Below are 17776 nucleotides of genomic sequence, written 5' to 3'. Positions count from 1 at the left end.
AAATGTAATTGCATTTAATAATTATTATCAATTAAACCTGATTATCATAATCACTGACAAGTTAATCACTATCGAGAAAAGAGAATATCACTATCCAATATACGAATAGTTAACCACGAATTACCCGATATAAGCATTTAAGCTAAAGTATCGGTTCCAACATAGAGCTGTTTAAAGATCTCTCGTACCCATTCACACATAGGATCATCGTTAAAGCGTTTGTGCCAATATAGGAAGACTTCTTGAAAGTCCAACTGTAGCTCGGCAGGTACTTCTCGAACGATCAAGCGAGGGTCTTGACAAGCTGCCTCTGCAAAAGGTGTCGGTAGATGAAATATAATCTCAGTCTCCGCAGCGATACTTGGAGCAGAACTAAAGTTATTCAGTTGCACTGGCGCTGATAAACGCTTTTTTTTGTTCGCTAACCCTAGCTCTTGGTATTTATGCTCAAACGACAATCGCTTCTCACCCTGCAAAGAGACTTGTCCAAAGTCAAATTCGGCCAAACGCTCTGGAGTTAGCTCTAAATCGGCCAGTGGATGATAGCGGCTCATAAGCAAACGGAAAGTACGCTTAGCAACAACCATTCGATAGATATTTTGCTCAGAGCTTGGCGGTTGATGAGAGGAAAGTGCGAAATGAACATCTCCAGCCACCAACGCATCAAAATGACGTTTTGGTGCTGAGTCCAAACTGACCTTAAGGTTTGGAGCCTCTTGCCGAATCTTAGCGATAACCTTAGGCATTAAGGTATTAATCTGAGGAAGAAGGCCGTAAACCTTAACGGTGCTTGATACAGTGCTCGGATCAAACGAGTCTCTATGGGCAAGTTTTTCTAAACTGGTAATCACATTATTGATGTCTTGCCTTACTGACTCTGCTTTTGGAGTCAGTTCATAGCCGTATTTCTTGCGCACCAGTAATTCGTCATTAAAGAAAACTCTCATTTTTTGCAGTGCTCGACTTACCGCAGACTGGCTCATATTTAAAGCCATAGCGGTGTTAGATACATGCTTCTCTTCGAGCAAGTGCTTTAAAACAAAGAGCAAATTCAGATCAATTTGAGATAAGTTCACGTCAATACCACCCATCAAGCTTCCAGTAGGTGGTATAGTACATAAATCTCTAGAGTTTGTGGTAAGTGTTTTCGATACTACAAGGCACTATTGAAACACAAGTCTGGTAGCAGGACAGTTTCCGTGCTAACACGAAAAGGGGCAAAAGTGTGTTTCAGTTCTTAAATGGGGAAGTGTTTTCCTCATATACCTCAACCAATACAGCTAGCCTTTCAAGTTTACAAATTAGTCTTATATTTGCTTTATCGAAAGGCATTGAGGTTACTTACCTTGGCGAGATTTTTTAAAGTACTCAATACTGTGTTGTATACGACATTCAACACTTGTACTGTTTCCCTAACGCCAGAGCTATTCATTGACATATCAACAGTTTTTTCTTTTACATCTGGCTTGCGGGCTTCGTAAACGTAATCGAGTTAAAGCTCTTTCGACACTCGATACATCTGGAGCGAGGAGAGCCAGAATGCCCTTTTCCATGTTCACGAACGGGCTCTGTTTTATTACAGAAACGATATTGAGCTTGGATAGTAACCATGAGTTAAAAACATCAGAAATCAGGTGGCTATATTAACATCTATCAACCGATTTGAGTTATGACCAATAAAAGGATAGTTAGGTTTTTATTGCGTAAATTATCGGTAAGATGAAGTCATATAACAGGCAATATTTCAGGTGTGTAGAATTATTCTATTTTAGGGATTTTGCTCTAAGTCTAAATGAATCTTTGCATTTCAATTTCAATAAAGCTTGGTTATTGATCATGTTTCTGAGTATGCGAATTATTATCAGTTATGCATATGATTGCTCATTGTCTAGTTTGACTTGTGTAACGTCACTTCAGCACGCACTACGCTGATTGTCTGTGTTTTCGTGTTGACAGTTTGGTACTAGGTAAAAATCAACAAGACTATGATTTCGAGGAACATTTTATGTTAAAGAAACTACTAAGTTGTTGTATCACCTCCGCACTCTGTTTTCATTCTTCTCTCGCTTTTTCGCAACCCAATGAGATTGCGGACAGTGCAGAGTTACAACAAGCTCCGGACATATTACCAGCCACATTAATGCTCGCACCGGACGAGATCGCCATTGCAGATCGCTACATAGTGGTATTTCAACAACCGCAAATGATGGCGAGCAACTCAACGGAATTCGAGCAATTCACGCAACAATCCGTAGACCGCATGTCTGGTTTGTATTCGGTAAAAGTGGAGTCGGTTTTTGACCACTCGATAAGTGGATTTGTCGCTAACTTGAGTCCTGAGCAACTAAAAGATCTGCGTTCTGATCCTCGTGTGGACTACATTGAGCAAGACAGAATCCTATCGCTTGACCCAATAGTCTCGGCAGACGCAAATCAAACCAATGCCATTTGGGGACTAGACCGAATCGACCAACGAAACTTGCCACTCGATAACAACTACAGTGCCAACTTTGATGGGACTGGGGTAACGGCTTATGTCATCGATACTGGTGTGAATAACGCGCATGTTGAGTTCGGTGGTCGCTCAGTTTCAGGGTATGACTTTGTCGATAACGATGCAGATGCAAGTGACTGTAATGGACACGGCACACACGTAGCGGGCACCATTGGCGGCAGCTTGTATGGTGTTGCGAAAAACGTCAACCTTGTCGGCGTGAGAGTATTGAGCTGTACCGGATCGGGTTCTACTTCTGGTGTTATTGCCGGTGTGGACTGGGTGGCTGCGAACGCTTCCGGACCTTCAGTCGCCAACATGAGTTTAGGCGGCGGTCAATCCGTCGCTCTGGATAGTGCGGTGCAAAGTGCGGTTCAGTCAGGTGTCAGCTTTATGCTAGCAGCAGGTAACTCCAACGCCGATGCGTGTAACTATTCTCCAGCACGCGTTGCTTCCGGAGTAACTGTCGGATCGACCACTAGCACGGATGCACGTTCGAGTTTTTCAAACTGGGGCAGTTGTGTGGATGTATTTGCGCCAGGTTCACAAATCAAATCTGCATGGTATGACGGTGGCTACAAAACCATTAGTGGCACTTCGATGGCGACGCCACATGTGGCGGGTGTAGCAGCATTGTATCTTCAAGAAAACAGTTCACTGTCTCCAAGCCAAGTAGAGGCCTTGATCGTTAGCCGCGCAACTAGCGGAAAAGTGACGGACACAAGAGGCAGCGTGAACAAGCTACTTTATAGCTTAACGGATGCAGATTGTGGCCAAGACTGCGGTGGCCCAGACCCAACACCGGACCCAGAAGGCAAATTAACCTCGGGCGTGCCAGTAAGTGGTTTAAGTGGTTCAACTGGTCAAGTAGCGTATTACTATGTTGATGTAGAAGCTGGGCAGCGTTTAACCGTACAAATGTATGGTGGAAATGGTGATGCGGATTTGTATCTCCGTTTTGGAGCAAAACCAGCACTGAATGCATGGGACTGCCGACCTTTCAAATACGGTAACAATGAAACATGTACGGTCAGTGCGACACAAAGTGGACGTTATCACGTCATGATTCAAGGTTACTCAAACTATAGCGGTGTCAGCATTCAAGCGAGCTACTAGTTATTCTTCTCGTTACTAAAAGAGAGCAAAGCCCGCTTTTCGGTGGGCTTTTCTTTTGGGAATACTGTGCTTTAGGGAATGCAGTGTTTAAGAGGAGACGCCCGACGCTATTCAAACGTATTGGCCTTTTGCTTCAAAAACTCAACTCGAAGCGAAATCGAAGCTTTCTATTAGTAGTACTCACATAAGTCGGGTTCCTCAAACAAAAACGCCCTTCATATAAGTAAAAGGCGTTTTTATTTTGGGTTTTGATTAACGAGCTATAATACCAACCCACCGTCAATCTTGAGCACTTGGCCTGTGATGTAGGCGCTCTTGTCTGAGGTTAGGAAAGAGACGCCATTGGCAATATCTTGAACTGAGCCCATGCGCCCTAATGGGGTTTTGCCTTTCATCATTTGAATGACTTTCTCTGGCAGGTTCTTGGTCATGTCGGTGGCGATAAAGCCTGGCGCGACACAGTTGACGCGTATCTGTGCACCCTTTCTTGAAAGTTCTTTCGCCCAGCCTTTGCTCATTGAGATGACGCCGCCTTTACTTGCGCCGTAGTTGCTCTGGCCGATATTACCATCCGTTCCCACTATAGAAGAAATGCTAACAATACTGCCTGTGCCCTGCTCTAGCATGACAGGAGCAACACGTTGGGTGAGTAAGAACACCGCTTTTAGGTTCACGTCGATCACGCTGTCCCAGTCTTGCTCTAACATGTCTGGCAACAGTGCATCTCGAGTGATGCCCGCGTTGTTAACCAGAGCATCGATTCTTCCGTGCTGCTCTACAACACTTTCTACCACTTCACTGACAGCTTCGGCATCACACAAGTTGACTTGATAACTGCTTAGCTGCGCCGACTGGCTCCATTCCACGGGCGATATGTCTAGCCCGATTACGTGGAATCCATCCTCCAGTAATTGCTCACAAATCGCTTGGCCAATACCACGAGCCGCACCAGTGACTACTGCTACTTTTTCCGGTTTCATCTTGGTCTTCCTTAAATGTTGAGATTACAAATTCGCTTGTATCCCTAGCGTTTTTTGTTTTTATGCCTAGTCGCGTTACAGCTGCGCTTCTCATACGCAGGGTCTTTTATATCTTATAAAAACTATAGAAACAGTCTGGGAGTCGAATGTGAACTAATCAAGGCAACTTGATGACTATGGCAAGATCAACGTAAGAAAGTGTGTTGGAAGGCGCAAAGTTACACGATTGGAGGACTTGGATAGAAAAGTATTGGTCTGATTAATCAAATACTACTTCATCAGACCAATATTACTTGTCTCTTAATCTCTTACAAAAGCTGGTTTTGTTATTTTCACCAGAAAAGGCTGAAGCAAGAGATTAAACAACATGCCAGCAATAAACAGGGTGATCACAATACTCGCACCACTCGGTAAGTCATAGCGAGCCGATGCGGCAATACCCGATAAGATCCCAACAATACCAATGCTGATACTAGCGACAAAGAATCGAGTTCCCTTCAATGCTGCCGCACATAAAGCTGGAATAACCAACAAAGCAAATTCTAAATAAATGCCGGTTAACTTGACCGTAATGGGCATCAGGATTGCAAAGATCAGATAAAAACCACTACCGCGCATAAACGCAGGTTTTAACCAAACCAATAGCAACATCGCAGCGGTAATGAGTGCCAGAGGCCAAACGTCTGCCCAAGTCGCCCATAACAATTGCCCATTAAGAATGCCTTGAATAAAGTCTCCGCCGTGTGGGTCTTTACTCACCAGCAGGATCGCCAGCGATGCAGACACGACAAACAAGCTGCCAATCATGGGCTCTAAATGTTGCTGGTATCGTTTCTCCATTAAGGCAATCAAACCGCAAAGCATCAAAGACATCACCCAAGGGCCAATCATTTCGCCAAAGAATGAGCCTGAGAACAGCGCGTATTGGCTCAACCAGTAGTGGCTTAGTGCTGCCCCCAATGCCGCAACTTGCGCCACCGCCAAATCTATAAAGATGATCTGACGATTAAGAACTTGTTGCCCCAGAACGATGTTGCCAACCAACGCAATTAAACCACACAAAACCGCAGGTAAAAGCCATGCATAATCCGCCATACTTAGATCCTCACAGGAACGGGCGGCACTAACACATCCAGTAAATCATCAATGACCTGATCGTACATCTCATCCAAGCTTTCACCCTCAGAAACGGTCAATGGCAGTTGAATCACAGGTTTGTCAGTATGATCTTGCAACCAGTTCGCTGGACGCTGATCCTGATGAGAGGAGTAAACAATCGCATCAAAACTGTCGGCATTTAACTTGGTGAGTGATTGCAGGTGAGATGTGGTCGGTGAAATGCCCGGTTTAGGTTCGAGATCGGCAATCTGCTTCATTCCGAGCCAATCGTACAAATAACGATACGTCGCGTGATAACCGACAACTTGCTTACCCTTTAAAGCAGCCCCTTTCTCATTCCATTCTTTAAGCTTTTTACGCCAATGAGCACGAAACTTCATACCATTCACTTGGTAACTTTGTGCGTTGTCGGGATCAATCGCTTTTAGGCGCTCCGTGACTTTACGAGATAATGGAATCATGTCATTTGCCGCAAATTGAACATGTGGGTTACCGTGAGCGTGTATATCTCCCATGCTACGGTCAACGTGAGCATGAGTATCTAACATGCGCACGAAGTCCGTCGCGTAGATCATGCTCGGCGCACCATTTTGCACCGCCGCATTGCTGCTACGAACTTGCAGCATAGGTAACCACCCCACCTCTAGCTCTGCGCCCGAACACATTGCCATGTCCGCTTGGCGCATCTTCGCAATCAAAGAAGGACGAGCTTGTACGTAATGTGGGTCTTGCTTAGCCGTTGTCGCTGAATAAATACTGGCATCTGGCGCGTGGCTTTCAAGAAAGGCTTTCCATTCTGGCTCACAAACGAAAATGTTTAGAGCCGAAGCAGGCGAAGCAATGATGGCAGCTCCTGCCGCCATCATCACCAAACTGCATTTATTTAATGTCAGCTTAGAACGCATGAGCACCGTGCGCTCCAAATGTCATCACGTATTGCAGAGTGAACACGTTGTCTGTCTCACTGTCTTGGTTATCAATGCGAGTGTATTGCGCACGGATAGTACCGAAGTGAGAAGAATCCCATGCGATCATCGCATCCATTTCTTTATCATTCAGCTCAGTAAAATGCATGTGGTCGCCATGTGCATGACCATCGTAGCTTTCTGCTTCGCCGTAACGTAGACCTGCTGACCAGCTTGGGTTGAAGCGATAAACACCCGAAACATAGTAAGCGCTTAAGTTGTCTGGTGACTCTGCATCGTTTTTATATTTGCTATCTACCACACCGTCTAACAGCATGTATTCAGCCGATAGCGTGAAGTTGCTGTATTTGTAATTACCGTCTGGTGCCCATTTCCAAACAAAATCAGCACCGTAAAGGTTCGCACCTGTCACTGCTGCGCCATGATGGTGATCGTGCTCATGCTCTTCTTCATGACCGTGGTCGTGATCTTCGAATTCTTTAACCTTGCCGTTTTCGTTACGCAGGTAACTTAAACCAAACTGCCAACTTGAAGATTCGGAGAAGTCACTACCAAGCTTCAGCGTCGTGGTGTACACGCCAACTTCAGAACCATCTTCGACAGAAGACATTTTGCTACCACTGAGCGCTTCTACACCAAGTTTTACATAAAGGTCGGTTGGCAACACGATGTTTGCACGTACACCATCATCGTAGTAGTGCGAGCCAAGGAAAGTACGATAAGCAATTGGACGCTCAACAAAGCTATCGGTGTGCATGTGTTGGTTGTTCAGGTAACCAAAGTCAGATAGGAATCGGCCAGCGCGCACGTTTACACCATATGGCAATGCCAAAGTTTCGATGAATGCCTCTTCAAGCTCTAATTCTGTCTCATCACCATGACTTTCAAGAACCGCGGTCAATGCGCCGTAAAACTTGTCGTCGATATTTGATGAGAAGTTTAATTCCGTATGGCCTAGACCAAAGCCTTCTTCGCGCTCAGAATTATGACGTTGGCCATCTTGGTAGTAGCCATCAACAACAACACCAATCTGTGGGTTCGATAGTGTGTCGGCAAAAACAGGGGATGCAAAAATGCTACCGATCACGAGAGACACCAATTTCTTATTCACTACTATTTCCTTTTTGTTATGTTATAACATTTAATTTTGCGATGTTATAATATAACAATTCTCATTACACAAGCAGAAATTTAAATTAGGCTCCGATTTCATGTTCGTACTCAATCCATGAATTGGGCTATCAACAAATGAATCAATTGATGTTTTTTATACGTATACTAATGAGAATTAGTAATTAAATAAGTAACGGAATTTCAATATGTTGAATATGGATTTTTCAAAAAGAATCGTGATAGATACTGCTCAACAGGAGTGGATCGCCAGCCCTTCCAAAGGTGTGTGGCGCAAACCTTTGGAACGAGAAGCCAAAGAATCAGGGCATACCACCAGCGTCGTTAAGTACGAGCCAAATTCGCAGTTTTCGATTCATCCTCACCCTCAAGGAGAAGAAATATTGGTGCTCGAGGGGGTATTCTCTGACGAATACGGTGACTATCCTGCCGGCACTTACCTTCGTAACCCTCCAGGAAGTCAACACGCACCATTTAGCAAAGAAGGCTGTGTGATTTTAGTTAAACTAAATCAGTTCGAATCTGAGGATCTTGAAACAGTTCGCATTAATACAAACCAAGCGAGCTGGCAGAGTGGTGTCGGTGGGTTGCAAGTCATGCCGCTGCATAATTTTGAGCACGAACATGTCGCATTGGTTAAATGGCCAAAAGGTAAGAAGTTTCAACCACACCGTCACTTTGGTGGTGAAGAAATTTTCGTATTGTCAGGAGAGTTTAGAGACGAGCTAGGTACCTATCCCGCTCTCTCTTGGATTCGAAGCCCACATATGAGTGAGCATTTTCCTTTTGTAGAGCAAGAAACGATCATTTGGGTAAAAACTGGTCACCTGCCGCTCCAAGCTCCTGCTCAGCACTCCTAGTGTTTGCACACTTGGCATCGTCCATTGGAACTAAAATCGGCCCGCAATTTACGAGCCGATGATCATTTCGTCACTAAGAACCCATTATTCGCGAGTGGAGCCAGTCTTTGAGCTCAGCCCGGTTATGTTTTAACACGTTCATTTCGTGATCATCAATCGGGCTTCCTTGAAGTTCTAGTACGCGGATTTCTTTATCTAAAGCATTGTAGTTTTTAACGGTTTCAGCAAATGATGCATCGTTTTCGGTAAGCTGAGTAATGGTATCCAAATGTTCTGGGAATTCATGAGTTAATGAGTGATTTTCACCTAACATAGAGACCTCTTGGCTATTATTTGAGTACAAAATAGTGCCTAATTTTTGAGCACCACATGTATAACCGTAGCATCTAATGAGACGTTAATTCGTCGCACCGTCCACAAAAAGAACAACAAAGTTATTTTCAATTTTTCCTAGAAAGTGTTTTCTTTTTAGTCTCAATAGTCGAATGCAAAAGATGCCACTATGATCGTTCTATATTAACCTTCAACAATGAGAGCGATCATGCGAAAGACAATTCTAGTTACTGGATCTACTGACGGTATTGGTTTAGAAACCGCGAAAATGTTAATTAACCGTGAACAACACGTAATAATCCATGGCCGGAATATAGAGAAAGTTCAACAAGTTGAGCAAAGTTTGAGGGAGATGAAAAGTGGTAAAGTTGAAAGCCTTGTTGCTGATTTATCCTCTCCCAATGCGGTAAAACAGATAGTGATGGAGATAACAGAACGGTTCAATCATTTAGACGTCATCATTAACAATGCTGGTGTGTACGCAACACCAAATCCAAGAACTAAAGAGGGTCTTGATGTACGCTTCGCAGTCAACACCATTGCTCCCTACTTACTCACTAGAGAGCTATTGCCGTTGCTCGGAGATACGGGTCGTGTGGTTAATTTGTCTTCAGCTGCACAAACAACAGTAAACACTAGCGCTTTACTCGGTAACAAACCATTGTCAGATGGCGAAGCATATGCCCAAAGCAAATTGGCATTAACGATGTGGTCACGAGCAATCGGACTAAAGCTTAAGAACACTGGCCCTATGTTGGTATCAGTAAACCCAAAATCATTCCTAGGTAGTAAGATGGTTAAAGATGCTTATGGGGTTGCTGGTGGTGATATCCGCTTAGGAGCAGATATTCTAACTCGCGCTGCGCTATCAGAAGAGTTTGCTCAAGCGCATGGTATGTACTTCGATAATGACATTGAAGCATTCGCGCCCCCACACCCTGATGCATTAGATCAAAGCAAAACACAGCAGATAATTGATACTATTGAATTAATCTTAAGCAAACTCTATTAATAACAATTAAGAATTATCTTGAGGTTCGTTTTTATTCGGACCTTAAAAACAATGTATTCGATAAGTGAAACTTGTTATCACTTTTCCGCAAACTCCCAATAAGGTGGCGTACCATAGTATTCAGCAAAGTAATCAATAAAGGCACGCACCTTAGGCGCAATTAAACGAGAGCTTGGGTACACAGCCCAAATCCCAGCATCCATCGCTAAAGGGTGATCTTCGAGTACTTCCACTAGCTGACCACTTTGTAATTCTTGATAAACACTCCAAACCGAGTTGATAGAAATACCTAACCCGTTTACCGTCGCGTCTCTCATCGCATCACCATTATCAGTTTTAAAACGACCAGAAGTTCTTACATTGACCATTCCATCTTTTGTATTGAATGACCAATTATTCATTCCAACTAAGTTAATACATTGATGATTCGTCAAGTCTTGGGGCTTGTTAGGTCTCCCAAATTGTTCAATATAATCTGGTGATGCAACGATAATACGACGATCTGGCGCAAGCTTTCTTGCGACCAATGAAGAATCTTTCAACTCAGCGACACGAATGGCGACATCGAAACCTCCCTCAACCAGATCAATAATGGAATCAGAAAATCGGCAGTCCACGGTTAACCCTGGGTAACGCGCCATAAAACCTTTTAATGCGGGCACAATATGCAAGCGACCAAAAGTTGCAGAGGCGGTTATACGTAATACTCCCGTTGGCGCACTCTGCCCTGAGCCAACAGCTCCCCTTGCTGCCTCCACTGTTGCAAGGACCTCCTCCGCGTGAGGTAAAAAAGCCTGCCCTTCTTCAGTTAAGGAAACTTTGCGTGTGGTGCGATGAACTAAACGAACTCCTAAGCTGTCCTCAAGTTTGTTGATGTGCGCACTAGCGACAGCAGGAGAAAGTCCAAGCTCCTGACCAGCCATGCTGATGTTGTGTGTCGAAGCCAAACGGACAAATAGCTTTACATGATCGATGTTCATTTAATTTTCAATTATTTGTAAAAAATCACCATATAGAGCTTAGCATTTTCTTCCTTACGGATAGTAAATAAATACTCCAGTTAGAAAAAACTGATGGGCAGATAGAAGTCCAGCTCAAACGCCTCATCATGGCTAAGGAAATGGTTTTTATGATAGTGAACATAAGCGGGAGTAGAACGCTGCTTAAAGCCTGAATTCGGCAACCACTTTTCTAACACCATACTCAATTGAGGAAGAAGCTCTCCATATACCCCTGTTAAGCGAAAAACAGCATGCAAACCACCCGGAATCGTCATTTGATTCACGACACCGCGTACTTTAAGCGGCTTATCAATCGCCATACAAGCCACATAGCGACACTTATCGAGCTCGACCCAAGCGGGGTTGGAGTGATGCAAACCGTATTGAACCGAAAAGTCCCGATTCTCAGAGCTTGCCCACGCCTTCAAAATCAGCCACGCATTGCGAATGGAACGGCTATAACCCTCATGCCGCACATAAGCCGCAAAGCGTTGTGGAACCTCCATAATTTTAGGTTCTGGCAACTCGCGTTTCGCAACCCGATGATAACCCGCAGCCACTTCCGGATCTTTTAGATACGGCTTTTCTGCGACTTGTAAATCATGCTTTCGCCACGCACCAGGAGACATAGCGAACGTTGCTTTAAACGCTCGGCTAAAAGAAGATACCGAGCTAAAGCCGCACTTGTTAGCAATGTCTAACACCGATGAGCTGGTATCAAACATCAGTTGATTGGCGGCGTATTCCATTCTTGTGCGACGGATATATTGATGGACAGACTCCCCTACCACATCTTTAAAAATACGATGGAAGTGCTGTTCAGAATAGGCTGCTACATCTGCTAGCTCTTTAGCCGATAAATCTCTGCTAATGTCCTGGTGAATGTAAAACAGCACGTCATTGATTCTGGAAACTTGTTGATGGCTCACGGAGTAAACTTTCGCTTAAATAGCATAAATGGACATATTTAACAGCATAAATGGACACACCAAGCTTGGCAATTTACCTATACTATTTCTGACATAAAAAAAGACAATTACGAGAAGCACAGCACATGGAAATCGCACAGTCATTACAACAAACTAAGTCATCCTACATCCGAGAGATCCTCGCAGCAGCAAGCGATAAGAACGTCATTTCTCTTGCAGGTGGCTTACCGGACGAAAAAACCTTCCCGATCGACTTAATGAAACCGACGCTAGAAAACCTCGCGAATATGCCAGAGGTGTTTCAATATGGCGCAACAGCAGGCTACGCACCGCTACTTAATTTTTTGACCGATTATTACCAGCTGCCAGAATCTCATTTGGCGATGATCACAACGGGCTCTCAGCAAGGGCTAGATTTGATTGCGCGTGCGTACGTGAATCCGGGCGATAAAGTGGTGATGGAAGCACCGAGCTACCTTGGTGCTATGCAAGTATTCGGTCTAGTGCAAGCCAACATCGTGACCGTTTCACAAACCGAGTGTGGCCCAAACCTTGAAGAACTCGAACAATGCTTTGCCACGCAGCAACCAAAAATGTTCTACGCCGTACCCGATTTTCACAACCCAACGGGCGTATGCTGGGCGCTAGAGACTCGCCAAAAAGTTGCCGAGCTTTGTATCCAATACGACGTTGCATTCATTGAAGACGCACCATACCGTGAGCTGCGTTTTTCTGGTGAAGCACTACCGCTAGTTTCAGATTTCTGCCCGCAACACTCAATCGTATTGCGATCTTTCTCCAAAATAGCTTCACCAGGCTTGCGTATTGGTGTAGTTACGGGCAAAAGCAGCTACCTTGAGCCACTTATCAAAATTAAACAAGGTGCCGATCTGCACTCTAGTATTCCTATGCAAGCTTTGCTGCATGGTCTACTGCAACATGACAACTTCGAAACGCACATTTCAACCATCTGTGCTCTTTACAAATCACGTTACGATGTCATGTTTGCTGAACTGCAAAAACAGCTGCCAGAAAGTTGCGTACTCAAACCCGTCGATGGTGGTATGTTCGTTTGGGTCGAGATTCCAGAATGCGACACCTTCGAACTGGCGAAAAACCTTCTCGCAAACTGGGTTGCTGTAGTGCCGAGCCCGGTCTTTTATCCAGAAGGTTCAAAGGTAAAAGCCGCTCTGCGTCTTAACTTTACCAATGCTACACCAGAAGAACTGACGACAGCTGTCTCTCGACTCGCGGATGTCCTCAACACGTTGTAATTGAACGCGAGTGTAAGAACCTGCCTTTGAGATTCAAAAAAAGTCTCAAAGGCAGCATCAAAAAAGTTCCCCAAAAAAATTTATATTTTTCCTTCAAATCAACTCTCTACAGTAAGTGCCTGTTTTCTCTTGAACCTCTCACTCATATAAAAATGAGAACTCAATCACGTATTTGATGGTTAGAAAAGTTACGTCTATCTTTCAGTCAAAGACATCAACTTCGCAGCGTTAATGCTCTCAATTTCAGACACTTTATCAATCGTGGCTTAGCGGTTGATAAACGACTAAAAAAGCATCTGTGGGCATACCCACTACGAAGGGTTGACCAGAACCATTCTGAATGTCGCGAGCCAATCTTTTGATTGGCAATTACGTCAGTGAATCGCACCAAATGACAGAGGGGTTATCAGGATGAATACTCGAACCACGACTGGACTCGTCACCATCGGCTGGTCCGTTACACTTTCACTTTTTACCGCATTCGCCGTGTATGCCAATACGTCGCCAAACTGTAGTGACGTATTAGCGGGCAACACAACCGCCGCATCGCAAAAAATGATAGTTTTATTAGGCGAAGACATCACCAAATCTAACCGTATCACTACGGTGATTCCTGCCGAAAACAATCCATTTGTGACCGAAGAACTGGTTTCGGTTTCTAACGACGTATCGCCAAACGGTCGTCTTTCACAAAAGAGTTTGGAAGAGATTCGGAAAGTCCGCTCAAATCTAGAGAAAGCAGCACAGGAAGTAAGCCGATTACAGGGCACTTTTGAAGTGGCTTTAATCAGTTTGATTGATGGTTACTGCCAATTTTCTAATCATAAACGTACTCAACATGCCAAAATCGACTTTGACCATTTGGAAGGCCTCACTTTGTATTCAATCCCCGCTTTAATAGCAATGGTCGATCAGTCGTACTACATGGCAAAGAATCGAATCGCTAATGAGCAGAAACAGTTAAGCGACATTGAAAAAGAGAAACAGAGGCAGAAACAGCAAGCAACTGCGGCTGTAGCCGCTCGTTACCAAGACAGTAACGTACTTGTAAGAGTCGAGAACTTTGATGGCGCTAATGTGACATTTTCCGTTACTAACATTGGTTCACAAGGATCATTGCAACCAAATTTCAACTCGTTTAATGCATATCGCACAGAAAGTGGAGAATTAATCTACAAGTCAGAATCTTTATTACACCTGGCGGATACTGCAGGTAACACACTTGAAACAATGGGTATCGCTGAGCTCTCATCACAAGGTGGAAGTGACATATCGATCTCTCCTGGAGAAACCCGAAAATTCGTTACTAGCATTGCTTCAGAAGTCGCGCCACATACGCAGTTGAGCTTAGAGTTTCCAGCCAAAGTGCTTAATACTGAGCGAGACTTTACATTGTCGTTTTCTGATACATCAGCGGTGGCGACAGCAAACGTTAATTAACGCAAAGTAGCCAGTATTTGTAGAACGCATCAAAGACAGGCGAGCAGCGCCTGTCTTTCAATTATGATCAAGCCAATAGCTACTGTTTGCACTTGTAAGCATTTGCAAACATCGTCACTGACGTAGAAAAGCTCAACGGTTGATACAAGTACAAGGTATCTGCGCCTAAATCCGCCGCCTTGATGCGCATTTGGTTTAGCGTCCCCCAAACCATGTCTTTATCTGCATGAAGCCAGTAGTCGTAAAAGTGTCCTTCTGAGCCGATCACGGTACCCATTAGTTCACAGTTTTCAATCGCATTCACATTGTCCCAAAGCACCTGTACTTGCTCAGATTCTTGCGTTGGGAAAGTCACACATCCCGTTAATGATGCCGCTAACGCGAGAGTCATCACTCGCTTTTTCATACTTATATCGCCAAAATTTTTCATAGATGGCAGATTTTATGAATGGCTGATGTGATGACTAGCAAAAACTTTTTATCGCGTGTTCAAGCAAACTTAATGGACAACGGAAAAGATCCAAAAGGTGATCATGCAGCTAGCGAGCAAAAACCTAATAATCACAGACCTAGCAATAAAGCTGTATCTGAGATACAACAGTAATGATTAAATAGCCGCGAGGGATAGAGTTTGGTTGCTAAAAATAAGCTAATTCGCTACACAGCTACGGAAGTCGCTGATGCATTTGACAAAGAAGATGAGCTCATTAAACAAGTTCAGTCCAACCAACTCTCGCAAGTGCTATTGCTTTGGCAAGTAAAAAGTCCAACGCTCGTGCTTCCCGCGGGTAAGAAATGGCCAGTGTCTAATGAGTTAGAACATGCGTTAAATACGTCTGGCTGGAAGCTCTTTTCTCGTAAAACCGGTGGTGCCCCAGTCCCTCAGGTGCCAGGTATTATCAATCTATCCCACATTTACCACTGGCCAGAAGGCGAGCCTTACAATATCAAAAAAGCGTATCTCGATTTATGTGCGATATTAACGGTTTTCTTTAAACAGCTCGGCGTGAAAGTGGATGTTCATGCTACGCCTTATTCCTACTGCGATGGCGAGTACAACCTCAACATTGGCGGGCAAAAAGTCGTGGGAACCGCGCAGCGTGTTTTACTTAAAAAAGGCGGCGGACAAGTGGTATTGTCACAAGCATGCATTCTGATTGATGCCGACGTCGAGAAGATTGTCGAACCAGTACGAATGTGTAATCAGCTTTGCGGTCACAGCGATGATATTCGTGGTGATGTCCACACACCGCTCTTCCATCATGTATCCGACCGCCCATCGGGAGATTCGCTCTTTCAGCAATTGACGAGTGCGTTTTTAATGCATGCAAAAGCGGAGTAATGAAAGGAGCAAGCCTCCCCCACACTCCGAACAGCATTTGATAAACTAAAACTGCATGCCGTGATAACGATGTAAGAATGGGCATCGCCAACGTAAAACCATTCAATCGATCGACCAAACCAGTTATCAGTTTTGCCTGCCAAAAAGAAATGAGATCCAGTTCAAATATTTATCCATGACGGAATTAGTTGAAGCCTGCGCGTAAAAGCCTCAGAATGTCGCACTTTTCGCACCGATTTGTTTTCGGCGCGTTGTTATCTAACTCTACAATTGAGAATCATACATATGGGTTTTACCTCGTTAGGTCTATCTGCTCCAATCCTTAAAGCTATTCAAGAGAAAGGCTACGACACCCCTTCGCCAATTCAGGCAAAAGCAATTCCTGCTATTTTGGAAGGGAAAGACGTAATGGCAGCAGCGCAGACTGGTACAGGTAAAACTGCAGGCTTTACGCTACCGATTCTTGAGCGTTTATCGAACGGCCCTCGCGTTCGTGCTAGCCAAGTTCGTGCACTTATCCTGACGCCAACACGTGAGCTTGCAGCTCAGGTGCAAGAAAACGTATTTATGTACGGCCGTCATCTTCCACTAAGCAGTGCGGTTGTTTTTGGTGGTGTGAAGATCAACCCGCAAATGCAGCGTCTTCGCAAAGGTGCGGATGTGTTGGTCGCGACACCAGGCCGCCTGATGGATTTGTACAACCAAAATGCAGTGAAGTTCGACCAACTGGAAGTGCTAGTACTGGACGAAGCAGACCGCATGCTAGATATGGGCTTTATCCGTGACATTCGTAAGATCCTAGCTCTGCTACCTAAACAGCGTCAGAACCTACTTTTCTCTGCAACTTTCTCGGATGAAATCCGCGACCTTGCGAAAGGCTTGGTGAACAACCCGGTTGAGATTTCCGTTAACCCGGCAAACTCGACGGCGAGAACGGTTGAGCAAAGCATCTACCCAGCAGACGTGAAGAAGAAAGCACCGATGTTGGTTAAATTGATCAAAGACGGCGATTGGAAGCAAGTGCTGGTGTTTACGAAAACGAAACACGGCGCAAACCGTCTGGCGAAGTTCCTGATCGAACAAAATCTACCGGCTGCTGCCATCCACGGCAACAAGAGCCAAGGCGCGCGTACCAAAGCACTGGCGGATTTTAAATCGGGTGAAATTCGTGTGTTGGTCGCGACGGACATTGCTGCGCGCGGTATCGATATTCCGCAATTACCGCAAGTGGTGAACTTTGAGCTACCGAAAGTGGCAGAAGACTACGTTCACCGTATTGGTCGTACTGGCCGCGCGGGCGAAGTAGGTAAAGCGATTTCACTCGTGTGTGCGCTAGAAGCATCTGAATTGTTTGCGATTGAACGTTTGATTCAAGAAGTACTACCACGTAAAAAGTTGGAAGGTTTTGCGCCAACCAATGTGGTGCCAGAATCTAAACTGGATACGCGCCCAATCAAACCGAAAAAACCTAAGAAGCCGAAAAAACCAAAAGCGCCAAATGCTGCAAGTGAAAATGCCCCAGCAGCCGAAAAGAAAGCAGGCAATGGTGCAAACAAACCCAAACGTCGCTTCAACGGTGGTAGCAACGGCAACAAAAACAGCACCAACCAAGGCGGTGCAGGCAAGCCTAAAGGCAACCGTGAAGGCCAAAGTCGTGCAAACAGTAAACCAGATGACCGCAAGCCAAACAATGCTAAGCCTGCAGGAAACAAACCGTCAGGTCAGCGCCGTAAGCCTCGTCCGCAAGCTGCAAACTAACCTGTAAACGGCCACCGATAGCAAATACAACAAAGCCGCTGATAATCTCAGCGGCTTTTTT

At 44.7% G+C, this 17776-nt stretch carries 16 protein-coding genes and 1 pseudogene; 7 read left to right on the top strand and 10 right to left on the bottom strand.

The window, feature by feature from the left end:
• Positions 1–137: 137 nt before the first annotated feature.
• Positions 138–1091: a LysR family transcriptional regulator gene (locus IQP38_RS19220; RefSeq protein ID WP_017819843.1), complete on the bottom strand. Its 954-nt coding sequence runs from the start codon at positions 1089–1091 to the stop codon at positions 138–140.
• A 196-nt stretch (positions 1092–1287) separates the two neighbouring features.
• Positions 1288–1611, bottom strand: a pseudogene (locus IQP38_RS26620) (IS1-like element transposase); the annotation flags it as partial.
• A 394-nt stretch (positions 1612–2005) separates the two neighbouring features.
• Here IQP38_RS26620 and IQP38_RS19210 point away from each other — a divergent pair.
• Positions 2006–3610 (top strand): S8 family peptidase, encoded by a 1605-nt coding sequence (locus tag IQP38_RS19210; RefSeq protein WP_042523230.1) that lies wholly within the window; start codon positions 2006–2008, stop codon positions 3608–3610.
• A gap of 260 nt (positions 3611–3870) precedes the next feature.
• Here IQP38_RS19210 and fabG read toward each other — a convergent pair whose 3' ends face one another.
• The 4 genes from fabG to IQP38_RS19190 all read right to left on the bottom strand — a co-directional run bounded on the left by fabG (position 3871) and on the right by IQP38_RS19190 (position 7746).
• Positions 3871–4590 carry a 3-oxoacyl-ACP reductase FabG gene (fabG, locus tag IQP38_RS19205; protein ID WP_042523233.1) on the bottom strand — a complete coding sequence of 240 codons (720 nt, stop codon included), beginning with the start codon at positions 4588–4590 and terminating at the stop codon, positions 3871–3873.
• 300 nt (positions 4591–4890) lie between these two features.
• A complete protein-coding gene (locus tag IQP38_RS19200; protein ID WP_005373725.1) occupies positions 4891–5685 on the bottom strand; it encodes a metal ABC transporter permease in 795 nt (264 codons plus the stop codon).
• A 2-nt stretch (positions 5686–5687) separates the two neighbouring features.
• The gene (locus IQP38_RS19195; RefSeq protein WP_025767961.1) at positions 5688–6614 is read right to left on the bottom strand and encodes a metal ABC transporter solute-binding protein, Zn/Mn family; all 927 of its coding nucleotides are present in this window, start codon (positions 6612–6614) and stop codon (positions 5688–5690) included.
• Positions 6604–7746, bottom strand: a complete 1143-nt coding sequence (locus IQP38_RS19190) for a hypothetical protein (RefSeq protein WP_017633595.1) — start codon at positions 7744–7746, stop codon at positions 6604–6606. The genes IQP38_RS19195 and IQP38_RS19190 overlap by 11 nt, the downstream gene beginning before the upstream one ends.
• Before the next feature lie 208 nt (positions 7747–7954).
• On the opposite strand from IQP38_RS19190, the gene IQP38_RS19185 reads away from it, so the two are divergent.
• Entirely contained in the window at positions 7955–8626 is a 672-nt protein-coding gene (locus tag IQP38_RS19185; RefSeq protein WP_193837917.1) for a cupin domain-containing protein, read from the top strand.
• 73 nt (positions 8627–8699) lie between these two features.
• On the opposite strand, the gene IQP38_RS19180 is transcribed toward IQP38_RS19185, so the two are convergent.
• Positions 8700–8939, bottom strand: a complete 240-nt coding sequence (locus IQP38_RS19180; RefSeq protein ID WP_005373737.1) for a YdcH family protein — start codon at positions 8937–8939, stop codon at positions 8700–8702.
• A gap of 228 nt (positions 8940–9167) precedes the next feature.
• On the opposite strand from IQP38_RS19180, the gene IQP38_RS19175 reads away from it, so the two are divergent.
• Positions 9168–9971 carry an SDR family NAD(P)-dependent oxidoreductase gene (locus tag IQP38_RS19175; protein ID WP_025767963.1) on the top strand — a complete coding sequence of 268 codons (804 nt, stop codon included), beginning with the start codon at positions 9168–9170 and terminating at the stop codon, positions 9969–9971.
• A gap of 77 nt (positions 9972–10048) precedes the next feature.
• Here IQP38_RS19175 and IQP38_RS19170 read toward each other — a convergent pair whose 3' ends face one another.
• Together IQP38_RS19170 and IQP38_RS19165 are read right to left on the bottom strand one after the other, a co-directional pair.
• Entirely contained in the window at positions 10049–10951 is a 903-nt protein-coding gene (locus tag IQP38_RS19170; protein ID WP_017633593.1) for a LysR family transcriptional regulator, read from the bottom strand.
• 80 nt (positions 10952–11031) lie between these two features.
• Entirely contained in the window at positions 11032–11901 is an 870-nt protein-coding gene (locus tag IQP38_RS19165) for an AraC family transcriptional regulator (RefSeq protein WP_005387011.1), read from the bottom strand.
• A gap of 125 nt (positions 11902–12026) precedes the next feature.
• Between IQP38_RS19165 and IQP38_RS19160 the strand changes: the two genes are divergently transcribed.
• Together IQP38_RS19160 and IQP38_RS19155 are read left to right on the top strand one after the other, a co-directional pair.
• A complete protein-coding gene (locus IQP38_RS19160) occupies positions 12027–13175 on the top strand; it encodes a PLP-dependent aminotransferase family protein (protein ID WP_017819834.1) in 1149 nt (382 codons plus the stop codon).
• Positions 13176–13586: 411 nt separating this feature from the next.
• The gene (locus IQP38_RS19155) at positions 13587–14615 is read left to right on the top strand and encodes a hypothetical protein (protein WP_025767965.1); all 1029 of its coding nucleotides are present in this window, start codon (positions 13587–13589) and stop codon (positions 14613–14615) included.
• A gap of 79 nt (positions 14616–14694) precedes the next feature.
• On the opposite strand, the gene IQP38_RS19150 is transcribed toward IQP38_RS19155, so the two are convergent.
• Entirely contained in the window at positions 14695–15021 is a 327-nt protein-coding gene (locus tag IQP38_RS19150; protein ID WP_025767966.1) for a DUF4156 domain-containing protein, read from the bottom strand.
• Between the two features lie 225 nt (positions 15022–15246).
• Between IQP38_RS19150 and IQP38_RS19145 the strand changes: the two genes are divergently transcribed.
• The gene (locus IQP38_RS19145) at positions 15247–15957 is read left to right on the top strand and encodes a lipoate--protein ligase family protein (RefSeq protein WP_193837916.1); all 711 of its coding nucleotides are present in this window, start codon (positions 15247–15249) and stop codon (positions 15955–15957) included.
• 285 nt (positions 15958–16242) lie between these two features.
• Positions 16243–17715 (top strand): DEAD/DEAH box helicase, encoded by a 1473-nt coding sequence (locus tag IQP38_RS19140; protein WP_193837915.1) that lies wholly within the window; start codon positions 16243–16245, stop codon positions 17713–17715.
• Positions 17716–17776: the final 61 nt, after the last annotated feature.

The organism is Vibrio sp. OPT41 (genome assembly GCF_015163595.1).
Taxonomy (GTDB): Bacteria; Pseudomonadota; Gammaproteobacteria; order Enterobacterales; family Vibrionaceae; genus Vibrio; species Vibrio alginolyticus.
The sequence above is the reverse complement of the archived record's forward strand: the minus strand, read 5'-3'. Positions and strand labels throughout refer to the sequence as shown.

Coding starts and splice junctions, on each gene's coding strand:
- IQP38_RS19160 (WP_017819834.1), top strand. CDS start 12,027: ATGGAAATCGCACAGTCATTACAACAAACTAAGTCATCCTACATCCGA.
- IQP38_RS19185 (WP_193837917.1), top strand. CDS start 7,955: ATGTTGAATATGGATTTTTCAAAAAGAATCGTGATAGATACTGCTCAA.
- IQP38_RS19155 (WP_025767965.1), top strand. CDS start 13,587: ATGAATACTCGAACCACGACTGGACTCGTCACCATCGGCTGGTCCGTT.
- IQP38_RS19180 (WP_005373737.1), bottom strand. CDS start 8,939: ATGTTAGGTGAAAATCACTCATTAACTCATGAATTCCCAGAACATTTG.
- IQP38_RS19195 (WP_025767961.1), bottom strand. CDS start 6,614: ATGCGTTCTAAGCTGACATTAAATAAATGCAGTTTGGTGATGATGGCG.
- IQP38_RS19140 (WP_193837915.1), top strand. CDS start 16,243: ATGGGTTTTACCTCGTTAGGTCTATCTGCTCCAATCCTTAAAGCTATT.
- IQP38_RS19150 (WP_025767966.1), bottom strand. CDS start 15,021: ATGAAAAAGCGAGTGATGACTCTCGCGTTAGCGGCATCATTAACGGGA.
- IQP38_RS19175 (WP_025767963.1), top strand. CDS start 9,168: ATGCGAAAGACAATTCTAGTTACTGGATCTACTGACGGTATTGGTTTA.
- IQP38_RS19170 (WP_017633593.1), bottom strand. CDS start 10,951: ATGAACATCGATCATGTAAAGCTATTTGTCCGTTTGGCTTCGACACAC.
- IQP38_RS19220 (WP_017819843.1), bottom strand. CDS start 1,091: ATGGGTGGTATTGACGTGAACTTATCTCAAATTGATCTGAATTTGCTC.
- fabG (WP_042523233.1), bottom strand. CDS start 4,590: ATGAAACCGGAAAAAGTAGCAGTAGTCACTGGTGCGGCTCGTGGTATT.
- IQP38_RS19200 (WP_005373725.1), bottom strand. CDS start 5,685: ATGGCGGATTATGCATGGCTTTTACCTGCGGTTTTGTGTGGTTTAATT.
- IQP38_RS19210 (WP_042523230.1), top strand. CDS start 2,006: ATGTTAAAGAAACTACTAAGTTGTTGTATCACCTCCGCACTCTGTTTT.